This window comes from Pseudomonas koreensis (assembly GCF_024169245.1).
In the GTDB taxonomy this organism is placed as follows: domain Bacteria; phylum Pseudomonadota; class Gammaproteobacteria; order Pseudomonadales; family Pseudomonadaceae; genus Aquipseudomonas; species Aquipseudomonas koreensis_F.
Genome location: NZ_JALJWP010000001.1, coordinates 1,370,868 through 1,397,717, shown reverse-complemented (window position 1 = coordinate 1,397,717; position 26,850 = coordinate 1,370,868). Strand labels below are relative to the sequence as shown.

The 26,850-nt window shown below is 59.6% G+C and carries 27 protein-coding genes; 19 read left to right on the top strand and 8 right to left on the bottom strand.

Annotated features, from left to right (window positions below; all coding sequences use genetic code 11):
• Nucleotide 1: 1 nt before the first annotated feature.
• Entirely contained in the window at nucleotides 2-649 is a 648-nt protein-coding gene (locus tag J2Y90_RS06505) for a phosphatase domain-containing protein (protein WP_253497646.1), read from the bottom strand.
• A gap of 278 nt (nucleotides 650-927) precedes the next feature.
• On the opposite strand from J2Y90_RS06505, the gene J2Y90_RS06500 reads away from it, so the two are divergent.
• Genes J2Y90_RS06500 through J2Y90_RS06490 form a run of 3 tightly spaced genes read left to right on the top strand, consistent with a single transcriptional unit; the run spans nucleotide 928 to nucleotide 4,775 of the window.
• Nucleotides 928-1,674 carry a gluconate 2-dehydrogenase subunit 3 family protein gene (locus tag J2Y90_RS06500; RefSeq protein WP_253497642.1) on the top strand — a complete coding sequence of 249 codons (747 nt, stop codon included), beginning with the start codon at nucleotides 928-930 and terminating at the stop codon, nucleotides 1,672-1,674.
• Between the two features lie 2 nt (nucleotides 1,675-1,676).
• Nucleotides 1,677-3,461 (top strand): GMC family oxidoreductase, encoded by a 1,785-nt coding sequence (locus J2Y90_RS06495; RefSeq protein WP_253497639.1) that lies wholly within the window; start codon nucleotides 1,677-1,679, stop codon nucleotides 3,459-3,461.
• A 12-nt stretch (nucleotides 3,462-3,473) separates the two neighbouring features.
• Nucleotides 3,474-4,775: a c-type cytochrome gene (locus J2Y90_RS06490; RefSeq protein ID WP_253497636.1), complete on the top strand. Its 1,302-nt coding sequence runs from the start codon at nucleotides 3,474-3,476 to the stop codon at nucleotides 4,773-4,775.
• Nucleotides 4,776-4,855: 80 nt separating this feature from the next.
• On the opposite strand, the gene J2Y90_RS06485 is transcribed toward J2Y90_RS06490, so the two are convergent.
• Nucleotides 4,856-5,158 carry a hypothetical protein gene (locus J2Y90_RS06485; RefSeq protein ID WP_253497633.1) on the bottom strand — a complete coding sequence of 101 codons (303 nt, stop codon included), beginning with the start codon at nucleotides 5,156-5,158 and terminating at the stop codon, nucleotides 4,856-4,858.
• 508 nt (nucleotides 5,159-5,666) lie between these two features.
• Between J2Y90_RS06485 and J2Y90_RS06480 the strand changes: the two genes are divergently transcribed.
• The 6 genes from J2Y90_RS06480 to J2Y90_RS06460 all read left to right on the top strand — a co-directional run bounded on the left by J2Y90_RS06480 (nucleotide 5,667) and on the right by J2Y90_RS06460 (nucleotide 11,063).
• On the top strand, nucleotides 5,667-6,659 hold the full coding sequence (locus J2Y90_RS06480; protein WP_253505082.1) for a colicin E3/pyocin S6 family cytotoxin: 993 nt from the start codon (nucleotides 5,667-5,669) through the stop codon (nucleotides 6,657-6,659).
• Nucleotides 6,660-6,673: 14 nt separating this feature from the next.
• Nucleotides 6,674-6,913: a pyocin S6 family toxin immunity protein gene (locus J2Y90_RS06475; RefSeq protein WP_253497630.1), complete on the top strand. Its 240-nt coding sequence runs from the start codon at nucleotides 6,674-6,676 to the stop codon at nucleotides 6,911-6,913.
• 103 nt (nucleotides 6,914-7,016) lie between these two features.
• A complete protein-coding gene (locus J2Y90_RS26590) occupies nucleotides 7,017-7,250 on the top strand; it encodes a pyocin S6 family toxin immunity protein (RefSeq protein WP_367399435.1) in 234 nt (77 codons plus the stop codon).
• A gap of 170 nt (nucleotides 7,251-7,420) precedes the next feature.
• Entirely contained in the window at nucleotides 7,421-8,479 is a 1,059-nt protein-coding gene (locus J2Y90_RS06470; protein WP_253497627.1) for a PA0069 family radical SAM protein, read from the top strand.
• Nucleotides 8,480-8,717: 238 nt separating this feature from the next.
• Complete coding sequence (locus J2Y90_RS06465) at nucleotides 8,718-9,446, top strand: carbonic anhydrase (RefSeq protein WP_064365244.1); 729 nt, start codon at nucleotides 8,718-8,720, stop codon at nucleotides 9,444-9,446.
• 90 nt (nucleotides 9,447-9,536) lie between these two features.
• On the top strand, nucleotides 9,537-11,063 hold the full coding sequence (locus J2Y90_RS06460; protein ID WP_253497624.1) for a SulP family inorganic anion transporter: 1,527 nt from the start codon (nucleotides 9,537-9,539) through the stop codon (nucleotides 11,061-11,063).
• A gap of 135 nt (nucleotides 11,064-11,198) precedes the next feature.
• On the opposite strand, the gene J2Y90_RS06455 is transcribed toward J2Y90_RS06460, so the two are convergent.
• Complete coding sequence (locus tag J2Y90_RS06455; RefSeq protein WP_253497621.1) at nucleotides 11,199-11,849, bottom strand: hypothetical protein; 651 nt, start codon at nucleotides 11,847-11,849, stop codon at nucleotides 11,199-11,201.
• A 369-nt stretch (nucleotides 11,850-12,218) separates the two neighbouring features.
• On the opposite strand from J2Y90_RS06455, the gene coxB reads away from it, so the two are divergent.
• From coxB to J2Y90_RS06435, 4 genes are all read left to right on the top strand, one after another.
• Entirely contained in the window at nucleotides 12,219-13,346 is a 1,128-nt protein-coding gene (coxB, locus tag J2Y90_RS06450) for a cytochrome c oxidase subunit II (RefSeq protein ID WP_076564850.1), read from the top strand.
• Nucleotides 13,347-13,428: 82 nt separating this feature from the next.
• A complete protein-coding gene (ctaD, locus tag J2Y90_RS06445; protein ID WP_253497618.1) occupies nucleotides 13,429-15,015 on the top strand; it encodes a cytochrome c oxidase subunit I in 1,587 nt (528 codons plus the stop codon).
• A 117-nt stretch (nucleotides 15,016-15,132) separates the two neighbouring features.
• Nucleotides 15,133-15,684 (top strand): cytochrome c oxidase assembly protein, encoded by a 552-nt coding sequence (locus J2Y90_RS06440; RefSeq protein ID WP_039757111.1) that lies wholly within the window; start codon nucleotides 15,133-15,135, stop codon nucleotides 15,682-15,684.
• A 25-nt stretch (nucleotides 15,685-15,709) separates the two neighbouring features.
• On the top strand, nucleotides 15,710-16,597 hold the full coding sequence (locus J2Y90_RS06435; protein WP_253497614.1) for a cytochrome c oxidase subunit 3: 888 nt from the start codon (nucleotides 15,710-15,712) through the stop codon (nucleotides 16,595-16,597).
• A 9-nt stretch (nucleotides 16,598-16,606) separates the two neighbouring features.
• Here J2Y90_RS06435 and J2Y90_RS06430 read toward each other — a convergent pair whose 3' ends face one another.
• Nucleotides 16,607-16,810, bottom strand: coding sequence for a twin transmembrane helix small protein (locus tag J2Y90_RS06430; protein ID WP_016772330.1), 204 nt, complete (start codon nucleotides 16,808-16,810; stop codon nucleotides 16,607-16,609).
• 70 nt (nucleotides 16,811-16,880) lie between these two features.
• Here J2Y90_RS06430 and J2Y90_RS06425 point away from each other — a divergent pair, with 70 nt between their 5' ends.
• The 5 genes from J2Y90_RS06425 to J2Y90_RS06405 are packed head-to-tail and all read left to right on the top strand — an operon-like array spanning nucleotide 16,881 to nucleotide 20,789.
• Complete coding sequence (locus tag J2Y90_RS06425; RefSeq protein ID WP_253497612.1) at nucleotides 16,881-17,621, top strand: SURF1 family protein; 741 nt, start codon at nucleotides 16,881-16,883, stop codon at nucleotides 17,619-17,621.
• A complete protein-coding gene (locus J2Y90_RS06420; protein WP_065616461.1) occupies nucleotides 17,587-18,180 on the top strand; it encodes a hypothetical protein in 594 nt (197 codons plus the stop codon). The genes J2Y90_RS06425 and J2Y90_RS06420 overlap by 35 nt, the downstream gene beginning before the upstream one ends.
• 10 nt (nucleotides 18,181-18,190) lie before the next feature.
• Nucleotides 18,191-19,270, top strand: a complete 1,080-nt coding sequence (locus tag J2Y90_RS06415) for a COX15/CtaA family protein (protein ID WP_253497609.1) — start codon at nucleotides 18,191-18,193, stop codon at nucleotides 19,268-19,270.
• The gene (cyoE, locus tag J2Y90_RS06410; protein ID WP_253497606.1) at nucleotides 19,258-20,157 is read left to right on the top strand and encodes a heme o synthase; all 900 of its coding nucleotides are present in this window, start codon (nucleotides 19,258-19,260) and stop codon (nucleotides 20,155-20,157) included. The genes J2Y90_RS06415 and cyoE overlap by 13 nt, the downstream gene beginning before the upstream one ends.
• Complete coding sequence (locus tag J2Y90_RS06405; protein ID WP_253497603.1) at nucleotides 20,154-20,789, top strand: SCO family protein; 636 nt, start codon at nucleotides 20,154-20,156, stop codon at nucleotides 20,787-20,789. The genes cyoE and J2Y90_RS06405 overlap by 4 nt, the downstream gene beginning before the upstream one ends.
• A gap of 281 nt (nucleotides 20,790-21,070) precedes the next feature.
• Here the strand turns inward: J2Y90_RS06405 and J2Y90_RS06400 are convergent, their stop codons facing one another.
• The 3 genes from J2Y90_RS06400 to J2Y90_RS06390 all read right to left on the bottom strand — a co-directional run bounded on the left by J2Y90_RS06400 (nucleotide 21,071) and on the right by J2Y90_RS06390 (nucleotide 23,630).
• The gene (locus J2Y90_RS06400) at nucleotides 21,071-21,841 is read right to left on the bottom strand and encodes a MetQ/NlpA family ABC transporter substrate-binding protein (protein WP_253497600.1); all 771 of its coding nucleotides are present in this window, start codon (nucleotides 21,839-21,841) and stop codon (nucleotides 21,071-21,073) included.
• 65 nt (nucleotides 21,842-21,906) lie between these two features.
• Nucleotides 21,907-22,617, bottom strand: coding sequence for a methionine ABC transporter permease (locus J2Y90_RS06395; RefSeq protein WP_253505079.1), 711 nt, complete (start codon nucleotides 22,615-22,617; stop codon nucleotides 21,907-21,909).
• A gap of 5 nt (nucleotides 22,618-22,622) precedes the next feature.
• The gene (locus J2Y90_RS06390) at nucleotides 22,623-23,630 is read right to left on the bottom strand and encodes a methionine ABC transporter ATP-binding protein (protein ID WP_016772338.1); all 1,008 of its coding nucleotides are present in this window, start codon (nucleotides 23,628-23,630) and stop codon (nucleotides 22,623-22,625) included.
• 262 nt (nucleotides 23,631-23,892) lie between these two features.
• On the opposite strand from J2Y90_RS06390, the gene katE reads away from it, so the two are divergent.
• Nucleotides 23,893-26,034, top strand: a complete 2,142-nt coding sequence (katE, locus tag J2Y90_RS06385; RefSeq protein ID WP_253497597.1) for a catalase HPII — start codon at nucleotides 23,893-23,895, stop codon at nucleotides 26,032-26,034.
• An 80-nt stretch (nucleotides 26,035-26,114) separates the two neighbouring features.
• On the opposite strand, the gene J2Y90_RS06380 is transcribed toward katE, so the two are convergent.
• Complete coding sequence (locus J2Y90_RS06380; RefSeq protein ID WP_253497594.1) at nucleotides 26,115-26,828, bottom strand: PA5502 family lipoprotein; 714 nt, start codon at nucleotides 26,826-26,828, stop codon at nucleotides 26,115-26,117.
• Between the last annotated feature and the right edge of the window lie 22 nt (nucleotides 26,829-26,850).

The following is a 26,850-nucleotide window of genomic DNA, read 5'->3' as shown; positions in this document are numbered from 1 at the left end:
ATCAGCGCTGGACATGCGCCGAGTCGAACCAGTTCTTCATGGAACACATGGCGAATGCACTGGTGCTGCATTCGCCATTGATCAAGGCTTCATGCAACCGGTCGACGTCGGCCTGCATCACGTAGCGCACGCTGTCGTGAAAGTGCTGGCTGTCGCCAAAACCGCCCTCGGTCATTTCCTTCAGGGCCTGCTCTTTGCTCCAGCCTTGCACCACCACCCGGTACATCGCCGCCATCAATCCGGTGCGGTCGGAGCCGTGCTTGCAGTGCATCAGCACCGGGCCGTCAGCCTCGGCGGACTGAATCGAGCGCAGGGCCTTGAGCACATCGCTGTCATCGACGTGATTGGTGCGATACGGCAACTGCACCTGCTTGATCGCGGGGTCAGACAGCCAGTCGCTGTCGGCTTCCGGGAGGAAATTGATCACGGTGACGACGTGCAGATGATTCAGCAGCGGCACCGCGCCACGGCTGGGCAAGGCGCTGCGATACAGGGTCGGCGACATGCGGAACAAGTTGAATCGCGCTTCGACCGGCTGCGCCCACTCGGCCGGGCGAAGTGGTGTTGCGTCGGCCGCCCGGGCGGCAATGCCATGCAACAGCGCGACAAGCGAAAAACACAAAGCGGAGAAAAATCGCACTCGAGACATGCTGGGCTGACCGTTTCGGGAGTCTTTGTTGAAGGAGTTGCAGCTTCGCCGCTCAGCGGTCAAGGCCCCGTGAGCCGGCCGTCAAAGAATCGTGAATCGTCGTCTCCCGGTGCTTTTTTCCGCTTAAGCGGTTTTTCTTGATGCTTAGCCTGCTACCATTTGTCACATGATGTTGCAGACGTGGCGCCTTTTACCGGGCCTGACCTCCGTGATCGCGACGCAAAATTCCTCGAGCTGCTCGCAGAAGCGGCTGACCTTAATGCCTGATGAGGTGCCCCATGTCTGATCAAGATCGAGACAATCCGCGGCGTGAGTTCCTGCGCAAATCCCTGACCCTGATTCCGGTGGTTACCCTCGCCGGTACCGGCCTGGGCAGCAGCGTACTGCAAGCTGCACCAGCAAGCGCACCGGCGCCTGCGGCGGCAAAACCGGCCCCTGCCGGTGCTGGTGATTATCAGCCGAGCTTTTTCACCGCCGAAGAATGGGCGTTCGTCAATGCCGCCGTCGCGCAGTTGATCCCCAGCGATGCGCAAGGCCCCGGCGCCCTCGAGGCCGGCGTGCCGGAATACATCGACCGGCAGATGAACACCCCGTACGCCGCTGGCGCGCTGTGGTACATGCAAGGCCCGTTCAATGCCGACGCTGCGCCGGAAATGGGCTGGCAGAGCAAACTGGTGCCCAAAGACATCTACCGCCTCGGCATCGCCGCCACGGATCAGTGGGTAAAAGGTCTCAGCGGAAAAACATTTGCCGAGCAAGACAGCGCTACCCGAGACGACTTGCTCAAGCAACTTGAAGCCGGCAAGCCGCAATTCGACGCCGTCCCGGCGAAGATTTTCTTCAATCTGCTGCTGCAAAACACCAAGGAAGGTTTCTTCTGCGACCCGATCCACGGTGGCAATAAAGGCATGGTCGGCTGGACCATGATCGGTTTCCCCGGCGCGCGCGCCGATTTCATGGATTGGGTGGAACGCAACGAGCAATACCCCTTCCCGGCAGTGTCGATTCGCGGCGAGAGGGCGTAAGCATGGCAACGGTAATGAAGAAGGTTGATGCGGTCATCGTCGGTTTCGGCTGGACCGGCGCGATCATGGCCAAGGAACTCACCGAAGCGGGTCTCAACGTGCTGGCGCTGGAGCGCGGGCCGATGCAAGACACTTATCCCGACGGCAACTATCCGCAGGTGATCGACGAACTCACCTACAGCGTGCGCAAAAAACTCTTTCAGGACATCTCCAAAGAGACGGTGACCATTCGCCACAGCGTCAACGATATCGCCCTGCCCAACCGCCAGTTGGGCGCGTTCCTGCCGGGCAATGGCGTCGGCGGCGCCGGTCTGCACTGGTCGGGCGTGCACTTTCGGGTCGATCCGATCGAGTTGCGCATGCGCAGCCATTACGAAGAGCGCTACGGTAAAAGTTTCATCCCCAAGGACATGACCATCCAGGACTTCGGCGTCAGCTATGAAGAGCTGGAGCCGTTTTTCGACTTCGCGGAAAAAGTCTTCGGCACCTCTGGCCAGGCCTGGACCGTGAAGGGCCAATTGGTCGGTCAGGGCAAGGGCGGCAATCCGTATGCGGCGGATCGCTCCAATCCATTCCCGCTTGAAGCGCAGAAAAACACCGTGTCCGCCCAGCTGTTCGGCAAAGCGGCTACAGAAGTCGGTTACAAACCCTACAACCTGCCTTCGGCAAATACTTCCGGGCCATACACCAATCCCTACGGCGCGCAGATGGGCCCGTGCAACTTCTGCGGCTTCTGCAGCGGCTACGTCTGCTACATGTATTCCAAGGCCTCGCCGAACGTGAACATTCTGCCGGCGCTCAAGCCGCTGGCGAATTTCGAGCTGCGACCCAACTCACATGTGCTGCGGGTCAATCTCGACAGCAGCAAATCCAAAGCCACCGGGGTCACCTACATCGACGGCCAGGGCCGGGAGATCGAGCAGCCAGCGGATCTGGTGATCCTCGGCGCGTTCCAGTTGCACAACGTACGTCTGATGCTGCTTTCCGGGATCGGCAAACCTTACGATCCGATCAGCGACGAAGGCGTGGTCGGGCGTAACTTCGCCTACCAGAACATGGCGACCATCAAGGCCTTCTTCGACAAGGACACCCACACCAACAACTTCATCGGCGCCGGCGGCAACGGCGTGGCGGTGGACGATTTCAACGCCGACAACTTCGATCACGGCCCGCACGGTTTCGTCGGCGGCTCGCCGATGTGGGTCAACCAGGCCGGCAGTCGACCGATTGCCGGCACCTCTAACCCGCCGGGCACCCCGGCCTGGGGCAGTGCGTGGAAACGCGCCACTGCCGATTACTACACCCATCAGGTGTCGATGGATGCCCACGGCGCGCATCAGTCCTACCGTGGCAACTATCTCGATCTCGATCCGGTGTACCGCGACGCCTACGGTTTGCCGCTGCTGCGCATGACCTTCGACTGGCAGGAAAACGACATCAAGATGAACCGTTTCATGGTCGAGAAAATGGGCAAGATCGCCGAAGCCATGGGCCCGAAAGCCATCGCGGTTATCGGCAAGCAAGTGGGCGACCACTTCAACACCGCCTCGTACCAGACCACCCACCTCAATGGTGGCGCGATCATGGGCACCGATTCGAAGACCAGCGCGCTGAACCGTTACCTGCAGAGCTGGGACGTGCACAACGTGTTCGTTCCGGGCGCTTCGGCCTTCCCGCAAGGACTGGGTTACAACCCGACCGGTCTGGTCGCGGCGTTGACCTACTGGTCGGCGAAAGCGATCCGCGAGCAATACCTGAAAAACCCCGGCCCGCTGGTGCAGGCTTAAGGAGCGATGACCATGAAGACTCTCGTTATCGCCACTCTCGCCGTGCTTGGCAGCGCTTCAGTTCATGCGGCTGAAGTTGATCAGAATCTGATCAAACAAGGCCAATACCTCGCCCGCGCGGGTGACTGCGTGGCCTGCCACACGGCCAAGGGCGGCAAGCCGTTCGCCGGCGGGCTGCCGATGGAAACGCCGATCGGTACGATCTACTCGACCAACATCACCCCGGACAAAACCGGCCTCGGCGATTACAGCTTCGAAGATTTCGATCAGGCCGTACGCCACGGCGTGGCCAAAAACGGCAGCACGTTGTACCCGGCGATGCCATATCCGTCCTACGCCCGTGTCAGCCAAAGCGACATGCAAGCGCTGTATGCGTACTTCATGCACGGCGTCGAACCGGTGGCGCAGGAGAACAAGGCCAGCGACATTCCATGGCCGTTGAGCATGCGCTGGCCGCTGATGGGCTGGCGCTGGCTGTTTGCACCGAAGGTCGAGGACTACCAGGCCACGGGCGACGATGCGGTGATCAATCGCGGCGCTTATCTGGTCGAAGGCCTCGGCCACTGCGGCGCCTGCCACACCCCGCGCGCGCTGACCATGCAGGAAAAAGCCCTGAGCGCGGCGGACGGTGAACATTTTCTTGCCGGCAGTGCACCGCTGGAAGGCTGGATCGCCAAGAGCCTGCGCGGCGATCACAAGGATGGTCTGGGCAGTTGGAGTGAAGAGCAACTGGTGCAATTTCTCAAGACCGGACGCAGTGATCGCAGTGCGGTGTTCGGTGGCATGAGCGATGTGGTTACGCACAGCATGCAATACATGAGCGACGCCGACCTCACCGCGATTGCCCGCTATCTCAAATCACTGCCGGCGAATGATCCAGCGGACCAGCCGCATCAGTACGACGAGAAAGCGGCGAAAGCCTTGTGGAACGGCGATGACAGTCAACGTGGCGCGTCGGTGTACATCGACAACTGCGCGGCGTGCCATCGCACCGATGGCCACGGCTATACCCGGGTGTTTCCGGCGCTGGCGGGCAACCCGGTGCTGCAGACGGACGATCCGACTTCGCTGATCCACATCGTGCTCAAGGGCGGAACCTTGCCAGCTACGCACACGGCGCCATCGACGTTCACCATGCCCGGCTTCGCCTGGCGCCTGTCGGATCAGGAAGTCGCGGACGTGGTGAGCTTCATTCGTGGCAGTTGGGGCAACAAGGGCGCACCGGTCTCGGCCAAAGACGTTGCTGGACTGCGCACCGACGATATGAAAACAACATCGGGTGATGATCTTGGCCAAGTAACTGGCCACAACTAAAAGCATAAAACCCTGCATGAATCAGTCATGCAGGGTTTTTGTTGCAAAGCGTCGTGATGACAGCTGTTTCACGCACCCATTCAAGGGTTGACGATATTCACATAAGCCTTGGCCAATGCCGCCAACTTGGCTTTGTCATCACTATCAATATCACCATCGCCGTCCACATCCTTCTTGTCAGTGCGGATGGTGAAGGACTCGCCACGATCGCTGGACACTGCGAGGACATAAATCGAATCGACCAAGGACTCGGTCGACAGTTGTTCTTCAGCGTCCCAGCCCAGTTCCTTACGAGCAAGTTGCATCGAAACAATGGTATTGGGTTCCGATGGCCCCGGCAGCATCATTTGCAGAAAAACACCGCGTTGATTGAGAAACGACACAAGTTAAATCCTTTTAAATTAATAAACAGGCGTCGATGCCTGGAAGTTGCGAAGACTATATTTGATAACTTTCATTCACAACGGCACATATGTTTCTCCGATTGTACCTTGCCCCAGCGACCAACCACGCAACAATCCGGACCACTGCGAACTTGGTTGACTGTATTGAGCAACTAATATGAAAACGCGAAAACAGTGCATCATTGTTCAGCGCACACCAACCGTCTCTCCTTCATCTCCAGCAAATGGCATGGAATATAAGGAATATTCAGCATTGCTTTTAGGATCCTTCCTACAACCCGAGTTTTGAACCGTGCATTAGGCTGACCGCTAATTATCGAAGTACGGACGTTTAGTTATGTGTAGCTGTCCAATTTGCAGACCTCGCAAACTCACAGCGGACGACATTCGTCGCCAACAAGCAGAAATCCTTCGGTATGAACAAGGGTTGGCTCGCGATGAAGCAAGAAGAAACGAAGTACTAAAAAAACCCGCAGCAAATGCACCAATGTACGGCTGTGTATTCGCCAAGAGCTGCAACCTCCCCGACGGTGTAATCAATCACATCAACCCAGCGGGGTTTGTGCCGGTTGAAAAACTGACCGACTACGGCCTCTGGGCTGTGCTCGGAACCGGTTCGGCAATCACCCCCCAAGGCACACTGCTGCAACGGGTGGGCGGATCCGCAACTGGCCGTGCAATTGCCGAACGCCTTGGCGGTTCACTCGCGCTCACTTTGCTCGAAAGTTCAAGCGTCGTTGCCACCGGCGCGGCATTAGGCACTGTTGCGTTACTGATTCCGAACACCAGCATTTCTCCGGACAGTGCTTTCTACACGAACGATCAGTACGCAATGCTGGATGCTGGTCGCACGCGTGTACGCGTCAACACGAAGACCTTGCCGGATGGCTCAGTAACTATCTACGGGTTCTACACGGGTGGTAAATCGGACTGGGAAAATGTCCCCGTCATAAGGGCCAGAAAAGAAGGCGAGACATACGTCGCTGACATCGGCAACGGCATTGGCCTGACTTGGACGCCAGCGGCAAACCCTGACGATGTGTTGGGTATTCCTGCATTGGAAGGCGCCCCGCCGCTATCCCCTGCGTGGGTGTATCCGCCGACGGAGCAGACTGACAAGATGCTGGCCAATCCACAGCATCCGCCCGATTACCAAGACGCGATCATTACGTTCCCCAACACCGGCATTCAGCCGATCTATATTTCGCTGAGTGTCACGGGAGACCATGGCTATCATCCGGCGCCTAAAGGCTTGACGGCTTTTCCAGATGCTACGAAAGATAAATCAAAAAGCAGTGTGCAGCGGGGAGGAAAAAAACGTGCACGCTGGAAGGATTCCAAAGGTCGTATTTACGAGTGGGACAGCCAGCATGGAGCGGTTGAAATGTACGACAGACAAGGGAAGCATCTGGGTGAGTATAATCCTGAAACTGGGGAGCAGACCAAACCCGCAAAGCCAGGGCGAACCACTCCTAAGTAGACTGAGAGGTATTTATGTACTTATGTATCACAGGTTTTTTACCCGATAACTTTGAGGATAGTTCGCTAAAATATGAGCTGGACATAAAATCCGAATTTGAAAGTAAGGTAATGGAAATACTGGGATGGGAGAGTCTTGAATCCGAGGCCGATGGTGAGTTACCGCTGAATGACCAGCAAACGAGACAGATTGCTTTCGCCATTAAAGAATCCTTACCTGACAATCTCGATTTGTTTATTGGTGTTGTGGCATAGCGTCATGGTCCCACTAAACCAAATAACTCCTACTGAAAGTTCCGTCACAAGCCCTCAAAGCGGCGGGACTTTGCCTAAATAGATAAGCAGTATTTATGGTTTTATGTATCGAAGGTTTTTTCCAGACGGTCACGAGAATCAGTTTCTGCAGTTTGAGTTAGACGTCGCACCAGAATTCAATCAAAAAATTCTGGAACTAGTTGGCTGGAAGTCCCTTCAAGATGGCGTGAACTATGGCGTTCTAGAACTAACAGAAAAACAAGTTCGGGGAATTGAAGACATTCTCGGCAAATCAATACCAAGCGAACTGGACCTCTGTATCAGTGTCTTTGCGTAGTGGGTCAGTGCATTCAAATTTTTCATTGGTGTCCAGGATTAGCCTCACAGGATTGCTGGGATGGCAATCCTGACAAGGATGCCGTTAGAGGACGGGTAAGGTGCCGAGCGGTGCTGGCATGAGAACCCAACTCGATATACTGTACATGCAAACAGTATTGAGGCGCTTTAATGTCTTTCCCTCTCCCCCCACGCGGTCGCGGGACCGCGACCAACCCGCACAACCGCTTCGCACCGAACCGCTCGGTGGCCGAGGACGACGGCTGGTATCAGGAAGTGCCCGAAACGCAGAACACCGAGGTGATGATCGAAACCGCAAAAACCATCATCACCCGCAACACCTCGCCTGACCTGCCGTTTGATCGCTCGCTCAATCCCTATCGCGGCTGCGAGCACGGCTGCATCTATTGCTACGCACGCCCCAGCCACGCCTACTGGGACATGTCGCCAGGCCTCGACTTCGAAACCCGGCTGATCGCCAAGACCAACGCCGCGCAGATCCTGGAAGAACAGCTGAGCAAACCCGGCTATCAATGCGCGCCGATCAATCTCGGTTCCAACACCGACCCGTATCAGCCGATCGAGCGCGAATACCAGATCACCCGACAGACCCTGGAAGTGCTGCTGCGCTATCGCCATCCGGTGACCATCGTCACCAAGGGTTCGCTGATTCTGCGCGATCTCGATTTGCTCACCGAACTGGCACAGCAGCGGCTGGTGACGGTGATGATCAGCCTGACCACCCTGAACGACGAGCTCAAACGCATCCTCGAACCGCGCGCCGCGGCGCCCAAGGCACGCCTGCGCGCGATCCGGGTGATGCGCGAAGCGGGCATTCCGGTCGGCGTGCTGTGTTCGCCGATGATTCCGATGATCAATGACAGCGAGATCGAAAGCCTGCTCACCGAGGCTCATGCTGCCGGTGCGCAAAGTGCCGCCTACATGATGTTGCGCCTGCCGCTGGAAGTCGCGCCGCTGTTCGAGGAGTGGCTGCAGGCGCACTATCCACAACGTGCCGCGCATGTGCTGAGCCTGATTCGCCAGAGTCGCGGCGGCGAGCTGTATGACAGCCGTTTCGGCGCGCGGATGCGCGGTGAAGGGCCGTTTGCCGACCTGCTTGCGCAGCGCTTCGCCAAGGCCATCAAAAAAGTCGGGCTGAATAGACGCGAGGGCTATAACCTCGACTGCACGGCCTTCTGTCCGCCGGGTCGCCAGATGTCGTTGATTTAGCGACAATTGGTTTGGGTTGACGGGTCGGACTCCTTCCGCCGAAACACGCCGGTCACATTTTTTGTGACCTGGAACACACGTTCTAGAGCGCTTGATTCAGTTTCAGTTAAGTTTCGGCGGCTACCTTGTTCATCGAGTGACTGCCGGGTCGGGATGACCCGGATGGTTTAAAAACAGCCACTGGCTTCATACCGGAATACCGGGGAAGACTCCCTGAATCCGCACAAGAGGATGAATCATGAGTGACAAGGATAAACAGTCGTTGGCTGCCTCGGCGCAAAGCCCTGAAGCACAATCCGCCGATGCAGCACTGCGACAGATCGTTGATGGCTTTTTACGCTTTCACCATGACGTTTTTCCGCAGCAGGAAGAACTGTTCAAGAAGCTCGCCACCGCACAGGCGCCGAAGGCGATGTTCATCACCTGCGCCGACTCGCGCATCGTTCCCGAGCTGATTACCCAGAGCTCGCCGGGCGATCTGTTCGTCACCCGTAACGTCGGCAACGTGGTTCCGCCCTACGGTCAGATGAACGGCGGCGTCTCCACCGCTATCGAGTACGCGGTACTGGCACTGGGCGTGCAGCACATCATCATTTGCGGCCACTCCGATTGCGGCGCCATGCGGGCGGTACTGAACCCCGACAGCCTGGAAAAAATGCCGACGGTCAAAGCCTGGCTGCGCCACGCCGAAGTCGCGAAAACCATGGTGCACGACAACTGCAACTGCACCGACGAAAAAGAAAGCATGCCGATCCTCACCGAGGAAAACGTCATCGCCCAACTGCAGCACTTGCGTACCCATCCTTCGGTAGCCTCGCGCATGGCGAACGGTCATCTGTTCATCCATGGCTGGGTCTACAACATCGAAACCAGCGAAATCAAAGCTTACGACGCGGACCAGGGTCGTTTCCTGCCTCTCGACGGCAGCCATCCGATTCCTGTGGCGACGCCCAAAGCGCGCTTCTAAATCTTCCCAACAATCTGTGTGGTATGACGCCGGCCGCTGATTCAGCGGCCCGGCCTCGCCACGCCTGAAGAAAACTTCGGGAGAATCGCCATGCGTGCGGCTCAATTGAAAGCTGTTTTGCCACGGGAGCTGCTCGCTTCCGTGGTTGTGTTTCTGGTCGCCCTGCCGCTGTGCATGGGCATCGCGATTGCGTCAGGGCTGCCGCCGGCCAAGGGTCTGATCACCGGCATCATTGGCGGTCTGGTGGTCGGTTGGCTGGCAGGTTCGCCATTGCAGGTCAGCGGTCCGGCGGCGGGGCTGGCGGTGCTGGTTTTCGAACTGGTACGCCAGCACGGCATCGAGATGCTCGGGCCGATTCTGCTGCTCGCCGGATTTCTGCAACTGATCGCCGGGCGACTGAAGCTTGGCTGCTGGTTCCGGGTGACGGCGCCAGCGGTGGTCTACGGCATGCTGGCGGGGATTGGCGTGTTGATTGTGCTCTCGCAAATCCACGTGATGCTCGATGCCAAGCCGCAACCGTCAGGTCTGGACAACCTCACGGCGTTCCCGGCAGCCGTGGCGCAAGCCTTGCCGTCGTTCGGCTGGCAGGCGGGTCTGCTCGGCTTGTCGACGATTGCGGTGATGTGGCTGTGGGAAAAATTCCGCCCGCATTCGCTGCGCTTCATCCCTGGCGCATTGCTCGGTGTGGGTCTGGCGACCGTGGCGAGTCTGATGCTGGCGTTGCAGGTCAAACGCGTTGAAGTACCGGCGAACCTGGCCGAAGCCATCGATTGGCTGAAACCTGCCGACCTGATGAGTCTGGCCGACCCGACACTGCTGATTGCCGCGTTCGCCGTGGCGTTTATCGCCAGTGCCGAAACGCTATTGTCCGCCGCAGCGGTGGATCGCATGCACAGCGGTGTGCGTTCGGATTTCGACCGTGAGCTGTCGGCGCAAGGTGTCGGCAACATGCTCTGCGGTCTGGTCGGCGCGTTGCCGATGACTGGGGTGATCGTGCGCAGCTCTGCCAACGTTCAGGCCGGTGCCACCACGCGTTACTCGACGATTTTCCATGGCCTGTGGCTGCTGGCGTTCGTGCTGTTGCTGTCGAGCGTGCTGCAGAGTATTCCAGTGGCGAGCCTGGCGGGCGTGCTGGTGTATACCGGTTTCAAACTGGTCGACCTCAAGGCTTTCCGTGGTCTCGGCCGTTACGGGCGGATGCCGATGTTCACCTACGCCGCTACAGCGCTGGCGATTATCTTCACCGACCTGCTCACTGGCGTGCTGATCGGTTTCGGCCTGACCATGTTGAAACTGGCATTCAAGGCTTCGCGCCTGAAGATCAGCCTGATCGACCTGCCGCAGGACGGTGAGATGGAGTTGCGCCTGGTCGGTGCGGCGACGTTCCTCAAAGTGCCGGCGCTGACGCAGGTGCTGGGCAGCATCCCTCACGGCACCACGGTGCATGTGCCGCTGAACAACCTGAGCTACATCGACCATTCGTGCCTGGAATTGCTGGAAGAATGGGGTCGGGCGAATGCGGCGAAGGGTTCGAAGCTGTTGATCGAATCGCGCGGGTTGAAGCGCAGACTCGAAGGCAGGGTGCGGACCAATACCGGGATTGGTGCGGCAGGCTAGATCTTCCTGCCTGAGCACAAACCCTGTGGGAGCGAGCTTGCTCGCGAAAGCGGTGGACCAGTCAACCATGATGTTGAATGACACATTGCATTCGCGAGCAAGCTCGCTCCCACATTGGAATGAGGTGTTTGAGGGTTATGCCGCAGGCTGATCCAGCTCCAGCCCCACACCCAACCGGCGGCTCATGCACGGCCAGCGTTTCCACGCCGCGCCGGTGTCCGGGCTGCTGAGTTTCTCGCGGTAGGCTTCCACCGACTCCAAAGCAAAACTCTCTTCGTTGAGCATCTCGTCAATCGCGTGATGCACCGCCTCGTCCAGTTGGTTGGCAAATTCCTCACCGATCAACTGGTGAGCAATCAGGTTGGCGACCGTCATGTCCAAGGGGATCAGTGGCTGGCCGAAATGCTTGATGTACAGGTCGTTGACCTCTTCGACAAAACGGTGCGCCAGATAGGCCTCGTCGAGCAGGCCATCCAGGCCAACGTGTCCGGCCATGATCGCCGGCGGCTGGAGGAAATACTGCTCGGCGATTTTCAGCACCGGTTTGATCTGCGATTCGATGCCCGCTTCCCTGGCGACTTCATTGGCTGCGTCCAGCAGGTCGGGTACTTCATCGATGTAGGCGGCGACAAAACGCGTCAGCACACCTTGGGCGTCGGCTTCCGGCAACTGGATCGCCGGGTGCAGGTGAGGCAGCTTGCTTTCCAGCTGACGGGTCAGCAGGCCGGTGTCTTTTTCGTGCTGTTGGGCTTTTTGGATCTGCTCGCGCAATGCGGCGGTGTTCATGAAAACTCCAGGAAACAAGGCAATGAAATAGGGAAGACATAACTTAGCTGGCTTACGAAAAACGCTAAGACGCATTTGTCATAATTATTTCATCCTTGATGCAGCTGCGTTATATCCATTTGCCACCACTCGTCTGCATCCTTCTCCAATCGGGCACTTGAACGCAAGCGCCGGTTGTTTCAGCTCATTTACGTGCGCGGGTTGCATTTCCCGGGCGCTGTCTATACTCGCCAATGAATGGAGTTAGCTGATGACGCCCGACTGCACCCGCAGCAAGGCCCGGCGATTCAAGTTCGTAGTCTGATGCAGCCGCTCCCTTGCCGCAGGCGAAAGCCGGCGGGATAACAAGAACGATAAGGGGAACCCGCAATGATGCGACATCCACATGTCTGGATGGGCCTCCTGTTGTGGTCGATTTTCAGCCCGGCCAACGCGGCGTGGACTGTGAATATGGCGCCTGGAGCGACTGAAATCAGTCACGCAGTATTCGACCTGCACATGACCATTTTCTGGATCTGTGTGGTGATCGGGATCATCGTCTTCGGCGCCATGTTCTGGTCGATGATGGTGCACCGCCGCTCTACCGGCCAGGTCGCGGCGAAATTCCATGAAAGCACCGGCGTCGAGATCATGTGGACCATCGTGCCGCTGCTGATTCTGGTGGCCATGGCCGTTCCCGCCACCGCGACGCTGATCAAGATGTACGACACCAGCGAACCGGACATCGATATCCAGATAACGGGTTATCAGTGGAAGTGGCACTACAAATACCTGGGCCAGGACGTCGAGTTCTTCAGCAACCTGGCCACCCCCGCCGAGCAGATCCACAACAAGGAAGCCAAGGGCGAGCATTACCTGCTCGAAGTCGACAAGCCGTTGGTGCTGCCGATCGGCGCCAAGGTGCGCTTTCTGGTGACCTCGGCTGACGTCATTCACTCATGGTGGGTGCCGGCGTTTGCGGTCAAGCGCGATGCGATCCCCGGGTTCGTCAACGAAGCGTGGACGCGCATCGACAAGCCCGGTCTCTACCGTGGCCAGTGCGCCGAATTGTGCGGCAAGGATCACGGTTTCATGCCGATCGTGGTTGAGGTCAAGGAGCAGGCCGATTACGAAAAATGGCTCGCCGAGCGCAAGGCCGAGGCGGCGCAACTCAAAGAACTGACCAGCAAGGAATGGACCCTCGACGAGCTCAAGGAGCGCGGCGACAAGGTCTATCACACCACTTGCGTGGCCTGCCACCAGGCTGAAGGCCAGGGCCTGCCGCCGATGTTCCCGGCACTCAAGGGCTCGAAAATCGCCACCGGGCCGATCAAGGATCACTTGGGCATTGTCTTCCACGGCAAACCCGGCACCGCCATGGCGGCGTTCGGCAAGCAGTTGTCGGAAGTCGATATCGCAGCGGTGGTGACCTACGAACGTAACGCCTGGGGCAACAACAAGGGCGACATGGTCACGCCAAAAGAAGTGCTGGAGCTGAAACAGGCGGAAAGCAAATGAGCCGGTCAATTGCGTACTCAGTGAACCGGTCGGGGCAACGCGCCCCGGCCTGCCCCGCCCACTTTTGTGAAGGAGACCGGCCATGAGCGCTGTCATCGATGACCACGGTCACGCCGACCACGCCCACGGCCCCGCCAAAGGCCTGATGCGCTGGGTGCTGACCACCAACCACAAGGACATCGGCACGCTGTACCTGTGGTTCGCGTTCTGCATGTTCCTGCTCGGCGGCTCGTTCGCCATGGTTATTCGTGCCGAGCTGTTCCAGCCCGGCCTGCAGATCGTGCAGCCGGAATTCTTCAATCAGATGACCACCATGCACGGTCTGGTGATGGTGTTCGGTGCGGTGATGCCGGCGTTCGTCGGCCTCGCCAACTGGATGATCCCGCTGATGGTCGGCGCGCCGGACATGGCGCTGCCACGGATGAACAACTTCAGCTTCTGGCTGTTGCCGGCGGCATTTCTGCTGCTGGTGTCGACGCTGTTCACGCCGGGTGGCGGGCCGAATTTCGGCTGGACCTTTTACGCGCCGCTGTCGACGACCTATGCGCCGGAAAGCGTGACGTTCTTCATCTTCGCCATTCACTTGATGGGCATCAGTTCGATCATGGGCGCGATCAACGTGGTCGCGACCATCCTCAACCTGCGCGCGCCCGGCATGACCCTGATGAAAATGCCGCTGTTCGTCTGGACCTGGCTGATCACCGCGTTCCTGTTGATCGCTGTAATGCCAGTGCTCGCCGGGTGCGTGACGATGATGCTCATGGACATTCACTTCGGCACCAGTTTCTTCAGCGCTGCCGGCGGCGGCGACCCGGTGCTGTTCCAGCATGTGTTCTGGTTCTTCGGCCACCCCGAGGTGTACATCATGATCCTGCCGGCATTCGGCGCGGTCAGCCAGATCATCCCGACCTTCGCGCGCAAACCACTGTTCGGCTACACCTCGATGGTCTACGCCACGGCGAGCATTGCCTTCCTGTCGTTCATCGTCTGGGCGCACCACATGTTCGTGGTCGGCATTCCGCTGGTGGGCGAGTTGTTCTTCATGTACGCGACGATGCTGATCGCCGTACCGACCGGGGTGAAAGTCTTCAACTGGGCGAGCACCATGTGGCAAGGCTCGATGACCTTCGAGACGCCGATGCTGTTCGCCGTGGCGTTCGTGATCCTGTTCTCGATCGGTGGTTTCTCCGGGCTGATGCTTGCCATCGCTCCGGCGGACTTCCAGTATCAGGACACCTATTTCGTCGTCGCGCATTTCCACTATGTGCTGGTGCCCGGAGCGATCTTCGGCATCTTCGCCTCGGTCTATTACTGGCTGCCGAAGTGGACCGGGCACATGTACGACGAAACCCTCGGCAAGCTGCATTTCTGGCTGTCGTTCGTCGGCATGAACCTGACCTTCTTCCCGATGCACTTCGTCGGGCTGGCCGGGATGCCACGGCGGATCCCGGATTACAACCTGCAGTTCGCCGACTTCAACATGGTCTCGTCGATCGGCGCGTTCATGTTCGGCGCCACGCAGATCTTCTTCCTGTTCATCGTGATCAAGACCATCCGTGGCGGCGAGCCGGCCCCGGCCAAACCGTGGGACGGCGCCGAAGGGCTGGAGTGGAGCGTGCCGTCGCCGGCGCCATATCACACCTTCACCACACCACCGGAAGTGAAATGAAACGCATGGCTTCTGTAGGAGTGAGCCTGCTCGCGATGGATTCGCTGCGGTGTGTCAGATACACCGCTATCGCGAGCAGGCTCACTCCTACAGGGTTGGGTGTAGAGGCTGAAAATCATGGCTGACTCGATCTCGCTGAAGAAACTGGTCACCCGCCTGCTCTTGGTCGTAGTGGCGATGTTCGTCTTCGGTTTCGCCCTGGTGCCGATCTACGACGTGATGTGCAAAGCCTTCGGCATCAACGGCAAGACCGGCGGCCAGTACGAGGGCGAGCAAGTCGTAGACACCTCGCGCCAGGTGCGTGTGCAGTTCCTGTCGACCAACACCGCCGACATGCCCTGGGACTTCTACCCGAAACACGACGAGCTGACCGCCAACCCCGGCGCGGTCAACGAGATGGTGTTCATCGCGCGCAACCCCACCGACAAACCGATGAGCGCGCAAGCGGTGCCCAGCATAGCGCCGAGCAATGCGGCGGCGTTTTTCCACAAGACCGAATGCTTCTGCTTTACCCAGCAGGTGCTGCAGCCCGGTGAACAGATCGAGATGCCGGTGCGTTTCATCGTTGACCGCGACATGCCCAAGGAAGTGAAGCACCTGACGCTGTCCTACACGCTGTTCGATATCACCGCCCGACATCCGCCGGTGGCTGTAAACACTGGCGGTTGAGCGTGCCCGATAAGGAGAACAATAAATGGCAACTCATGAGCATTATTACGTCCCGGCCCAAAGCAAATGGCCGATCATCGCCACGCTCGGGATGTTCGTCACCGTGTACGGCCTCGCCACCTGGTTCAACGATCTGAAGGCAGCCCGCCCGGATTCCCACGGCCCGCTGATCTTTTTCGTCGGCGGCCTGCTGCTGGCGTACATGCTGTTCGGCTGGTTCGGTGCGGTGATCAAGGAAAGTCGCGCGGGGTTGTACAGCCCACAACTGGACCGCTCCTTTCGCTGGGGCATGAGCTGGTTCATCTTTTCCGAAGTGATGTTTTTCGTGGCCTTCTTCGGCGCGCTGTTCTATATCCGCGTGGTTTCCGCGCCCGGGCTGGCCGGTGAAGGTCCCAAGGGCCTGTCGGAAATGCTCTGGCCCAACTTCGAATACGTCTGGCCACTGCTCAACAATCCGGACCCGAAACTGTTCCCGCCGCCCAAGGACGTCATTAGCCCCTGGGGCCTGCCGCTGCTGAACACGATCCTGCTGGTCAGCTCCAGCGTGACCATCACCATCGCCCACCATGCGCTGAAGAAAGGCCATCGCGGCGCACTGAAACTGTGGCTGGCGATCACCGTGCTGCTGGGCGTCGCGTTTTTAGGCTTCCAGGCCGAGGAATACATCCATGCCTACAAAGAGCTGGGCCTGACCCTCGGCTCGGGCATCTACGGCGCGACGTTCTTCATGCTCACCGGATTCCACGGCGCCCACGTGACCATCGGCACGATCATTCTGTTCGTGATGCTGATGCGGATCATGAAGGGCCACTTCGACAACGAGCACCAGTTCGGTTTCGAAGCGGCGAGCTGGTATTGGCACTTCGTCGACGTCGTGTGGATCGGCTTGTTCTTCTTCGTTTACGTCCTCTGATCGCGGACGCTACCAGGGTGCATGCGAGACCAACTGGCCGCTGTAGAAACCCCAGGCCATCAGGCCGACGGTGACCACGGCCAGTGCCACCCGGACACTCAGGGCGATGACCAGCCGATTGGAGCTGCTGTCGTCCTTGACCAGGAAAAACAGGCCGCTGAACAGGCTGACGACCGTGGCAATCAGCATCAGGACGATCGCTGCTTTGAACATGGCAAGACTCCGGGGGACAGGCGATGCACTTGAGTATAGCGATCGCGATGACTGACTTTATGGCGTGCCCATGAAGCGCTTTCGCCCGGGCGTGATTCCCACTGTGGTGGTGGCGTTGTTGCTGCCGCTGATGGTTGCGCTGGGCTTCTGGCAACTGGGCCGGGGCGCAGAGAAAACCGCGCTGCTGGCCAGTTATGCCGAACGTCGCGTGGCCGAACCGATGGCCAGCGGCGAGTTGCTCGGCAGCGCCGACCCGGCTTATCGCCGTGTGCATCTGCAGGGTCAGTTCGACCCTGCCCACACGCTGTTGCTCGACAACCGCCAGCGGGGCGGCAAGGTCGGCGTCGAGTTGCTGCAACCGTTTCAGGACCAACGCAGCGGTCTGTGGCTGCTGGTCAATCGCGGCTGGTTGCCTTGGCCCGACCGGCGTGTGCCGCCGCAATTCAGCACGCCGGTCGAGACGCTGACATTTGAAGCCTGGGTCTATGTCGCCCCCGGCGCGACGTTTCAGTTGCACGCCGACCCGGTCAGCCATGTCTGGCCGCAAACCATCACTGCCGTCGAGCCGGGCAAGTTGTGGCAAACCCTGGAGCGCGACGGCTTCGCCTACGAATTACGCGCCGAACCTGGCCCGGCCAGCTACCAGACCGATTGGCCGGTAGTCGCGATGGGGCCGGAAAAACACCTCGGCTATGCCGTGCAATGGTTCGCCATGGCCACGGCGTTGCTCGGTCTCTACCTCTACTTGGGCTGGCACCACGCAAAGGAGAAACGCCATGGGAAGCGCCATGAATCCACCCAGCATGTCTGAGGCCAAACCTGCCCCCAGCCGCCGGCGCGGGCGTATTCAGTTGCTGTTGATTGTGCTTGGCGTGGTCGGGCCGATGCTGCTCGCCACCGGCATGTACAAATTGCAGTTCTGGGTGCCGGAAGGACGCAGCTACCACGGCGAACTGATCGGCAACGGCCAGACCCGCGCCGACCTTGGCGTGCAGGCCGATGAGCAGCGCTGGCAGATTCTGGTCACGGCGCCGAAGGACTGCGCCGTGGATTGCCAGCAACTGGTGTACCTGGCGCGGCAGATCCAGATCAGCCTCGGCCGCGAAGCCGGACGCGCCAGCCACGCCCTCGCCGCCGCGCAACCGTTAAGTACCGACTACGCCGCCAAGCTCGACCGTGAATACCCGCAACTGCAGCGTTACCCACTGGATGCTGGCGTGTTTGCCAGGACCACCGGCGACAAAGCCGTGCCGCAGCTATGGATCGTCGACCCGCACGGCAATCTGGTGCTGCGTTACGAGCCGAATGTGAAGGGCAAGGATCTGCTTAACGACCTGCGGCATCTGCTGAAACTGTCGAACATCGGATAAGGGCATCGTCATGGCCAAACCTGGATTTCGCCTCGCGCTGTTTGCCACCCTGCTGGCACTGATTGTCGTGCTGCTCGGCGCCTATACGCGCCTGACCCACGCTGGCCTAGGCTGCCCGGACTGGCCGGGCTGCTACGGGTTTATCAGCGTGCCGAAAAGCGAGGCGCAACTGGCCCATGCCGAACTGCATTTCCCTGATGCGCCGGTGGAAGCGCACAAGGGCTGGAACGAGATGATCCACCGTTACTTTGCCGGCACGCTGGGTTTGCTGATTTCAGTATTGGCCGGGCGCGCGTGGGTCAATCGTCGCCATCCGGGGCAACCGTTGAAACTGCCGCTGTTTCTGCTGGCGGTGGTCATCGCCCAGGCGGCGTTCGGCATGTGGACGGTAACGCTCAAGCTCTGGCCGCAAGTGGTCACCGGGCATTTGCTCGGCGGTTTTGCCACGTTGAGCCTGCTGTTCCTGCTGACGCTGAGATTGTCCGGCGTGCTGCCGGCGCTGACGGTACCGAAACGCCTGCAATATTGGGCGACGGCGGGGCTGTTGCTGGTGATCGGCCAGATCGCATTGGGCGGCTGGGTCAGTTCCAACTATGCAGCGGTGGCCTGCATCGACTTTCCCACCTGCCATGGCCAATGGCTGCCGCCAGCGGACTTCGCCAATGGTTTTCACCTGACTCAGCATATCGGCCCGAATTATCTCGGCGGCCAACTGGATAGCGATGCGCGCACGGCGATTCATCTGACCCACCGCATCGGCGCTATGTTGGTGACGGTCGTGCTGCTGGGTCTGGCCTGGCAGTTGAAAATGGTGGGCATGACCCGGCTGGCGGGGTTGCTGCTGATCGCCCTCGCCGCGCAGATCACCCTCGGCATCAGCAACGTGCTGTTTCACCTGCCGCTGCCAGTGGCCGTCGCGCACAACGCCGGCGGGGCGGCGCTGTTGCTGACGCTGGTGCTGGTCAATTATCACGCGCGCACCAGTCTGCTGCGGGTGTCCCAACCGGTGCTGGCGCGCTGGCGCTTCAGCGCGAACAAACCTGCCGTCGCACCCATCGCATTGAAAGGAGAAACGCCATGGCGAGTCTGATCGGCGAGCGTGCGGCGCAAGCGCTGTGGCGCGATTATCTGGAGCTGACCAAACCGAAAGTCGTGGTGCTGATGCTGATCACTTCGCTGGTCGGCATGTTCCTCGCCACCCGCGCGGGCGTGCCGTGGACGGTGCTGGTGTTCGGCAATCTGGGCATCGCCCTGTGCGCCGGCGGCGCGGCGGCGGTCAATCATGTGGTCGACCGGCGCATCGATGCAGTGATGGCGCGCACGCACAAACGCCCACTGGCCGAAGGCCGGGTTTCACCGGCGGCGGCGCTGACCTTCGCTCTGGTGCTGGCATTGCTCGGCCAGGCGCTGCTGCTGACCTTCACCAATCAACTGACCGCGTGGCTGACCCTCGCCTCGCTGCTCGGTTACGCCGTGGTCTACACCGGCTTTCTCAAACGTGCGACGCCGCAGAACATCGTCATCGGCGGCCTCGCGGGCGCAGCCCCACCGCTGCTCGGCTGGACCGCCGCCACCGGCCATGTCAGCGCCGAACCGCTGTTGCTGGTGCTGATCATCTTCGCCTGGACCCCGCCGCATTTCTGGGCGCTGGCGATTCATCGCAAGGAGGAATACGCCAAGGCCGACATTCCGATGCTGCCGGTCACTCACGGCGAGCACTACACCAAAGTGCACATTCTGCTGTACACCTTTGCGTTGCTGGCAGTGAGCCTCTTGCCCTACGTGATTCACATGAGCGGCGTGCTGTATCTGGTCAGTGCGCTGGCGTTGGGCGCAAGGTTTCTGCAATGGGCCGTGGTGCTGTACCGTGGCACTCGGCCGCACGCGGCGATCAACACCTTCAAGTACTCTATTTATTACTTGTTCCTGTTGTTCATCGCCCTGCTCGTAGACCACTACTTACTGTTGAACCTATGACCCGAACCCAGAAAACCGTCTTCATCCTCGTCGCAGTGATCGCGTTGATCCTCGGGCTTACCGTCAACAAGGTGCTGAGCGGCAAAGGCCAGGGCGACCCGACTGCACTGATCGACGCCGGGATCATCCTGCTGCCGCAGAGCCGTAACCTGCCGGACGTGACCATGACCGATCAGGACGGCAAACCGGTGGCGATCGATGAGTTGAAAGGCAAATGGAGCCTGTTGTTCTTTGGCTACACCTTCTGCCCGGACATCTGCCCGACCACGCTGGCACAACTGCGGCAGATCAAGAGTGAATTGCCGAAAGAGGCTGTGGACAAGTTGCAGATCGTGTTGGTCAGCGTTGACCCCAACCGCGACACGCCGAAACAGTTGAAGCAGTACCTGGGCTACTTCGATCCGCAGTTCATTGGCCTGACGCCTTCATCTATCGAAGAGCTGCAGAAGGTCGCGAACGCGGTGAGCATTCCGTTCATTCCGGCCGATACCAGCAAGCCGAATTACACCGTTGATCACAGCGGCAACCTTGCGGTGATCGGCCCGGACGGCACGCAGCGCGGGTTTATTCGGGCGCCGTTGAACAACGCCAAACTGGTGGCGCAACTGCCGGGGATGCTTGAGCGCAAGTGACAGCTTAAAAGCCAAGAGCCCCTCACCCTAGCCCTCTCCCGGAGGGAGAGGGGACTGATTGGGGGATGGTGAAGAAATACGCCAACCTGTAAGTCCTGTGCCGAATCCATAATCGATTCGATCTTTCAGATCGATGCATGACGCAAGACACCTCGATCGGCCCCCTCTCCCTCGGGAGAGGGCTGGGGTGAGGGGCCGCTTCACCGCAGGTCCACAGCCAAACACCAGACACAAAAAAGGGGACGCTCATGGCGTCCCCTTTTTCATTGCAGCAACCGGAATCAGAACGCCGGCAACACCGCGCCTTTGTACTTCTCGGTAATGAATTGCTTCACTTGCGGGCTGTGCAGGGCAGCCGCCAGTTTCTTCATCGCGTCGCTGTCCTTGTTGTCCTGGCGAGACACGAGGATGTTCACGTACGGCGAGTCGTTGCCTTCGATCACCAGCGCGTCCTTGGACGGATCGAGCTTGGCTTCCAGCGCGTAGTTGGTGTTGATCAGCGCCAGATCGACCTGGGTCAGAACGCGCGGGATGGTCGCGGCTTCCAGCTCACGGAACTTCAGGTCTTTCGGGTTCGTCGCGATGTCCTTGAGGGTCGAAAGGATATTGGTCGGGTCCTTGAGGGTGATCACGCCCGCCTTGGCCAGCAGCATCAGTGCACGGCCGCCGTTGGTGGCGTCGTTCGGGATTACCACGTTCGCACCGCTAGGCAGCTCTTCGATTTTTTTAAGCTTGCTTGAGTATGCACCCAGCGGTTCCAGGTGCACGCCGGTCACAGCGACCAGATCAGTGCCCTTGGCCTTATTGAACTCATCAAGGTACGGCTGGTGCTGGAAGAAGTTCGCGTCGAGGCGCTTTTCCGCGACTTGGACGTTTGGCTGAATGTAGTCGGTGAAGACCTTGACCTTAAGATCCACGCCTTCTTTGGCCAGGGCCGGTTTGACGAACTCGAGGATTTCCGCGTGCGGCACCGGGGTGGCGGCGACGGTCAGGGTTTCGGCGTGGGCCGAAAACGCAGCAACGGCAGCGAAAGCAGCGATCAGTTTTTTCATTCAGCTAACTCCTGTTCAGGGCGCCCGCCATCTTGGCCAGCGCCTCTCTAGATGATCGAAACCAGTTATTTGCGCGAGAAATGCACGACCAGACGGTCGCCGACCATTTGCAGCACCTGCACCAGAATCAACAGCAGCACCACGGTGACGATCATCACGTCGGTCTGGAAACGCTGGTAGCCGAAACGGATCGCCAGGTCGCCCAGACCACCGGCGCCGACCACACCGGCCATCGCCGTGTAGGACACCAGTGTAATCGCTGTCACCGTAATCGCTGCGAAGATGCCCGGACGTGCTTCCGGCAGCAAGGCGTTCATGATGATCTGCCGCGTGGTCGCGCCCATCGACTGGGTCGCTTCGATGATGCCGCGATCGACTTCGCGCAGCGCGGTTTCCACCAGACGTGCGAAGAACGGTGTGGCACCCACCACCAGTGGTGGGATCGCACCGGCCACACCCAGCGAGGTGCCGGTGATCAGCACGGTGAACGGGATCATCACGATCAGCAGAATGATGAACGGCAGCGAACGCAAGATGTTCACCATCACCGACAGGACCGCGTAGAGGACCCGGTTCTCCAGCAACTGACGCGGGCTGCAGAGAAACAGCAGCACGCCCAGCGGCAGACCGAGCAGAACGGTGAACAACAGCGAGCCACCGAGCATCAGCATGGTGTCGTTGGTGGCCAGGCCGATTTCGAGCCAGTCAATGTTCTGGAAGAACAGTTTGATGGCTTCTATCGCAGCGTCGTACTGCTTGATTGCAGCGTCAAACATTTCCATTAGCGCAACACCTCCATGTGAACGTCAGCGGCGGTGAAGCGGGCGAACGCCGCCTCCATGTCGCCACCGGTGACAGCGAGGGTCAGTTGCCCGTACGGAATGTCTTTGATGCGGTCGATGCGACCGGCGAGGATGCTGTAGTCGACGCCGGTCTCCCGGGCGACGGTGCCGAGCAACGGCGCGTAGGTCGCTTCGCCCTGGAAGGTCAGACGCACGATACGACCCGGCACGTGAGCGAAATCGTCACGCTGTTCGCTTTCGTCGATCTGCTCGCTTTCCTGGACGAAACGCTTGGTGGTCGGGTGCTGCGGATGCAGGAACACATCGGCCACTGGCCCCTGCTCGACGATCACGCCGGCGTCCATCACCGCGACCTGGTCGCAGACGCGACGGATCACGTCCATCTCGTGGGTGATCAGGACGATGGTCAGTTTCAATTCGCGGTTGATTTCCGCCAGCAGCTGCAGGACCGACGCGGTGGTCTGCGGATCGAGGGCGCTGGTGGCCTCGTCGCACAGCAGAATCTTCGGTTTGGTCGCCAGCGCACGGGCGATGCCGACGCGCTGTTTCTGGCCGCCGGACAATTGCGCCGGGTACTTTTTCGCGTGGTCGGACAAACCGACACGCGCCAGCAACTCGGCCACGCGCTGGTTGATTTCACTACTCGACAGCTCACCGGCCAGGGTCAGCGGCAAGGCAACGTTGTCGGCCACTGTCTTGGAGGCGAGCAGGTTGAAGTGCTGGAAGATCATCCCGACCTGCTGGCGGAAACGGCGCAGGCCGTTGGCGTCCAGTGCGGTGACTTCTTCGCCGTCGACGATGATCTTGCCGCCACTGGAGTCTTCCAGGCGATTGATCAGACGCAGCAGGGTACTTTTGCCCGCACCGGAATGGCCAATCAGGCCGAACACCTGGCCGTTCTCGATGGCGAGACTGGTCGGGTGCAGCGCGGGAATATCCTTACCGGCGACGCGGTAAGTCTTGTGGACGTTTTGAAACTCGATCACGTAGCGAACCTTGTGGGGCGCGTTGGAAAAGGATCAGCGGTTAGCCGGGCGCGCATTTTAGCCTGTCCGTATAGAGGTTCTTAGCATTTATTTCGCAATTATCCTTCGTTTTGGCAATAACGCGATCAAAGGTCAGATAAACGGAACGGCTGAAACGCTCATCAGTCACTACTTAAGCGACTTGAAACCCTGGGTGCCGTGCCCGGGAATCACTCAAGGGTCTGCGGAAGGCATCCGGGGCCAAACGAGGAGTTTACGTCTGATGAGCATCAAAAAGCCTGCACCCGATAAAAGCGAAATGGCCGGGACCGATACCCCGGATCGCGCCAACACCAACGCCAAGCTCGACAGCCTGGAAGAATTCCGTTCCGACGCCACCGGTCAGGCACTGCGCACCAACCAGGGCGTGAAGATCGCAGACAACCAGAACACTCTGAAAGCCGGGCCGCGCGGGCCTTCGCTGCTGGAAGATTTCATCATGCGTGAAAAGATCACGCACTTTGACCATGAGCGGATTCCAGAGCGCATCGTCCATGCGCGCGGCACCGGCGCGCACGGTTTCTTTCAGACTTACGAGAACCATGCAGCGCTGACCAAGGCTGGTTTCCTACAGGACCCGGGCAAGAAAACCCCGGTGTTCGTGCGCTTTTCCACCGTGCAAGGGCCACGTGGTTCCGGCGACACCGTGCGTGACGTGCGCGGCTTTGCGGTGAAATTCTTTACCGACGAGGGCAACTTCGACCTGGTCGGCAACAACATGCCGGTGTTCTTCATTCAGGACGCGATCAAGTTTCCTGACTTCGTACACGCGGTGAAACCCGAGCCGCACAACGAAATCCCGACCGGCGGCTCGGCTCACGACACGTTCTGGGATTTCGTTTCGCTGGTGCCGGAATCGGCGCACATGGTCATCTGGGCGATGTCCGACCGGGCGATCCCGAAAAGCCTGCGCAGCATGCAGGGTTTCGGCGTGCACACCTTCCGCCTGATCAATGCCGAAGGCAAATCGCGCTTCGTCAAATTCCATTGGCGCCCGACTGCCGGCACCTGCTCGCTGGTGTGGGACGAGGCGCAGAAGCTCGCCGGTAAAGATACCGACTACCACCGTCGCGACCTGTGGGAAGCGATCGAGATGGGTGATTACCCGGAATGGGAACTGGGCGTGCAGATCGTCGAAGAAGAGAACGAACACGACTTCGACTTCGACATCCTCGACCCGACCAAGATCATTCCCGAAGAAATCGTGCCGATCACGCCGCTGGGCAAAATGACCCTGAACCGCAACCCGGACAACTTCTTCGCGGAAACCGAGCAGGTCGCCTTCTGCCCGGGCCACATCGTGCCGGGTATCGACTTCTCCAACGATCCGCTGCTGCAAGGTCGGCTGTTTTCCTACACCGACACGCAGATCAGCCGACTCGGTGGGCCGAACTTCCATGAGCTGCCGATCAACCGTCCGGTGGCGCCGTTCCATAACGGCCAGCGCGATGCACAACACCGCACCACCATCGACAAGGGCCGCGCTTCCTACGAGCCGAACTCGATCGACGGTGGCTGGCCGAAAGAGACCCCGCCGGCGGCACAGGACGGTGGTTTCGAGAGCTATCCAGAGCGCATCGACGCGGCGAAGATCCGTCAGCGCAGCGAATCGTTCAGCGATCACTTCTCCCAGGCCCGTTTGTTCTTCAACAGCATGAGCGAGCACGAGAAAGAGCACATCATTGCCGCCTACAGCTTCGAGCTGGGCAAGGTCGAGCGTGAATTCATTCGTGCCCGTGAGGTGAACGAGATCCTCGCCAATATCGACCTGACCCTGGCCAAACGCGTGGCGGAGAACCTCGGTTTGCCGGCGCCAGCCAAAGGCACGGTCGAAGTACGCAAGACCTCGCTGGACCAATCACCAGCGCTGAGCCAGGCCAACCTGCTGCCGGGCAATATCAAGACGCGCAAAGTGGCGATCCTTGCTGCCAACGGCGTTGATGCTGCAGCCATCGATGCGATGAAACAGGCGCTGGAAGCGCAAGGCGCCCATGCGAAACTGCTCGGCCCGACCTCGGCACCAGTGAAAACCGCTGATGGCAAGGCATTGCCGGTGGATGCGTCGATGGAAGGCATGCCTTCAATTGCGTTCGACGCCGTGTTCGTGCCGGGTGGCGCAGCGTCGATTACCGCGTTGAGCGGTGACGGTGTGGCGCTGCATTACCTGCTCGAGGCGTACAAGCACCTGAAGGCGATCGTACTGCACGGCGAGGCCAAGCAACTGCAGGACTTGTTGAAGCTGGATGCGGATGCGGGGTTGTTGCAGGGCGCTGATGTCGGCGCGTTGACCAAGCCGTTCTTTGCCGCGATCGGCGAGCATCGTGTCTGGGCGCGGGAGCCTAAGGCCAAGGCGATTCCAGCGTAAAAGCAAAAGAGCGCAGCCTTCGGCAGCTCCTACAGGATGTACTCGATCCCATGTAGGAGCTGCCGGAGGCTGCGATCTTTTTACGGTTTACGCGGGCTCAACACCATCTGCGCCGGCACCGTGCGCAAGATCTGCTTCTCGATTTGCAAATCAAACTCAGGATCGAGCTTCTTCACTCGCTTGGTCAGCAAGGTCGCCAGCCACGGATAATCCGCGGTACGCGGGGCCTGGATGCTGACGGCGCACTCATAATTCACCACATCGGCGGCGATCGCATCGAGCTGTCGCTGCAGCTTGTGAATATCGCCGATGTTCAACGCAACCGTGGTGCTTTCAGCAGTCGGGTCGATGACCCTGGCTTTCGTCCGGGCTTCGGCAGCCAGCAGCGCCGCTTCAGCCTTTTCCAGCTCGGCCTTGCGCGCTTCGGTGATCGCACCGTTGACGCCGCCAGTCAGTGCGGGCGCCTTAGGCATCAGGGCGCGGGCACGGCTCAATGCAGTGGCGGCAGCGTTGACATCGCCTTTCTGCAGGACGATCTGGCTGCGGCGCAGATACGCCTCGGCCAATTGCCGTTGGTATTGCTCGAGGGATTGATCGTTGGGGGTTGCGGCCTGCAACGCGGCCAACTGGTCTTCGGCGGTGGCCAGTTCGCTGCTGGCCAGGCTTTGCTCCAGCTGTGCGATGGCCGTAGCCCGCGCATCCGGGACTTCAGCCACCGGCGGCGTACTTTGGCAGGCGCCCAGCAGCACTGAAAATGCGACAAGGAGCAGATAACGGGAGGCGAACGGCTTCATTCCTGCGACTCTCTAATTGCGC

Bases quoted from the DNA above. Each gene is read 5' to 3' on its own strand.
- J2Y90_RS06465 (WP_064365244.1), top strand. From the start codon at position 8,718: ATGAGTGACAAGGATAAACAGTCGTTGGCTGCCTCGGCGCAAAGCCCT.
- J2Y90_RS06440 (WP_039757111.1), top strand. From the start codon at position 15,133: ATGGCTGACTCGATCTCGCTGAAGAAACTGGTCACCCGCCTGCTCTTG.
- J2Y90_RS06460 (WP_253497624.1), top strand. From the start codon at position 9,537: ATGCGTGCGGCTCAATTGAAAGCTGTTTTGCCACGGGAGCTGCTCGCT.
- J2Y90_RS06490 (WP_253497636.1), top strand. From the start codon at position 3,474: ATGAAGACTCTCGTTATCGCCACTCTCGCCGTGCTTGGCAGCGCTTCA.
- J2Y90_RS06505 (WP_253497646.1), bottom strand. From the start codon at position 649: ATGTCTCGAGTGCGATTTTTCTCCGCTTTGTGTTTTTCGCTTGTCGCG.
- ctaD (WP_253497618.1), top strand. From the start codon at position 13,429: ATGAGCGCTGTCATCGATGACCACGGTCACGCCGACCACGCCCACGGC.
- J2Y90_RS06475 (WP_253497630.1), top strand. From the start codon at position 6,674: ATGTACTTATGTATCACAGGTTTTTTACCCGATAACTTTGAGGATAGT.
- J2Y90_RS06400 (WP_253497600.1), bottom strand. From the start codon at position 21,841: ATGAAAAAACTGATCGCTGCTTTCGCTGCCGTTGCTGCGTTTTCGGCC.
- J2Y90_RS06425 (WP_253497612.1), top strand. From the start codon at position 16,881: ATGAAGCGCTTTCGCCCGGGCGTGATTCCCACTGTGGTGGTGGCGTTG.
- coxB (WP_076564850.1), top strand. From the start codon at position 12,219: ATGATGCGACATCCACATGTCTGGATGGGCCTCCTGTTGTGGTCGATT.
- J2Y90_RS06430 (WP_016772330.1), bottom strand. From the start codon at position 16,810: ATGTTCAAAGCAGCGATCGTCCTGATGCTGATTGCCACGGTCGTCAGC.
- J2Y90_RS06405 (WP_253497603.1), top strand. From the start codon at position 20,154: ATGACCCGAACCCAGAAAACCGTCTTCATCCTCGTCGCAGTGATCGCG.
- J2Y90_RS06395 (WP_253505079.1), bottom strand. From the start codon at position 22,617: ATGTTTGACGCTGCAATCAAGCAGTACGACGCTGCGATAGAAGCCATC.
- J2Y90_RS06415 (WP_253497609.1), top strand. From the start codon at position 18,191: ATGGCCAAACCTGGATTTCGCCTCGCGCTGTTTGCCACCCTGCTGGCA.
- cyoE (WP_253497606.1), top strand. From the start codon at position 19,258: ATGGCGAGTCTGATCGGCGAGCGTGCGGCGCAAGCGCTGTGGCGCGAT.
- J2Y90_RS06420 (WP_065616461.1), top strand. From the start codon at position 17,587: ATGGGAAGCGCCATGAATCCACCCAGCATGTCTGAGGCCAAACCTGCC.
- J2Y90_RS06380 (WP_253497594.1), bottom strand. From the start codon at position 26,828: ATGAAGCCGTTCGCCTCCCGTTATCTGCTCCTTGTCGCATTTTCAGTG.
- J2Y90_RS06470 (WP_253497627.1), top strand. From the start codon at position 7,421: ATGTCTTTCCCTCTCCCCCCACGCGGTCGCGGGACCGCGACCAACCCG.
- J2Y90_RS06500 (WP_253497642.1), top strand. From the start codon at position 928: ATGTCTGATCAAGATCGAGACAATCCGCGGCGTGAGTTCCTGCGCAAA.
- J2Y90_RS26590 (WP_367399435.1), top strand. From the start codon at position 7,017: ATGTATCGAAGGTTTTTTCCAGACGGTCACGAGAATCAGTTTCTGCAG.
- J2Y90_RS06495 (WP_253497639.1), top strand. From the start codon at position 1,677: ATGGCAACGGTAATGAAGAAGGTTGATGCGGTCATCGTCGGTTTCGGC.
- J2Y90_RS06480 (WP_253505082.1), top strand. From the start codon at position 5,667: ATGTACGGCTGTGTATTCGCCAAGAGCTGCAACCTCCCCGACGGTGTA.
- J2Y90_RS06455 (WP_253497621.1), bottom strand. From the start codon at position 11,849: ATGAACACCGCCGCATTGCGCGAGCAGATCCAAAAAGCCCAACAGCAC.
- J2Y90_RS06435 (WP_253497614.1), top strand. From the start codon at position 15,710: ATGGCAACTCATGAGCATTATTACGTCCCGGCCCAAAGCAAATGGCCG.
- katE (WP_253497597.1), top strand. From the start codon at position 23,893: ATGAGCATCAAAAAGCCTGCACCCGATAAAAGCGAAATGGCCGGGACC.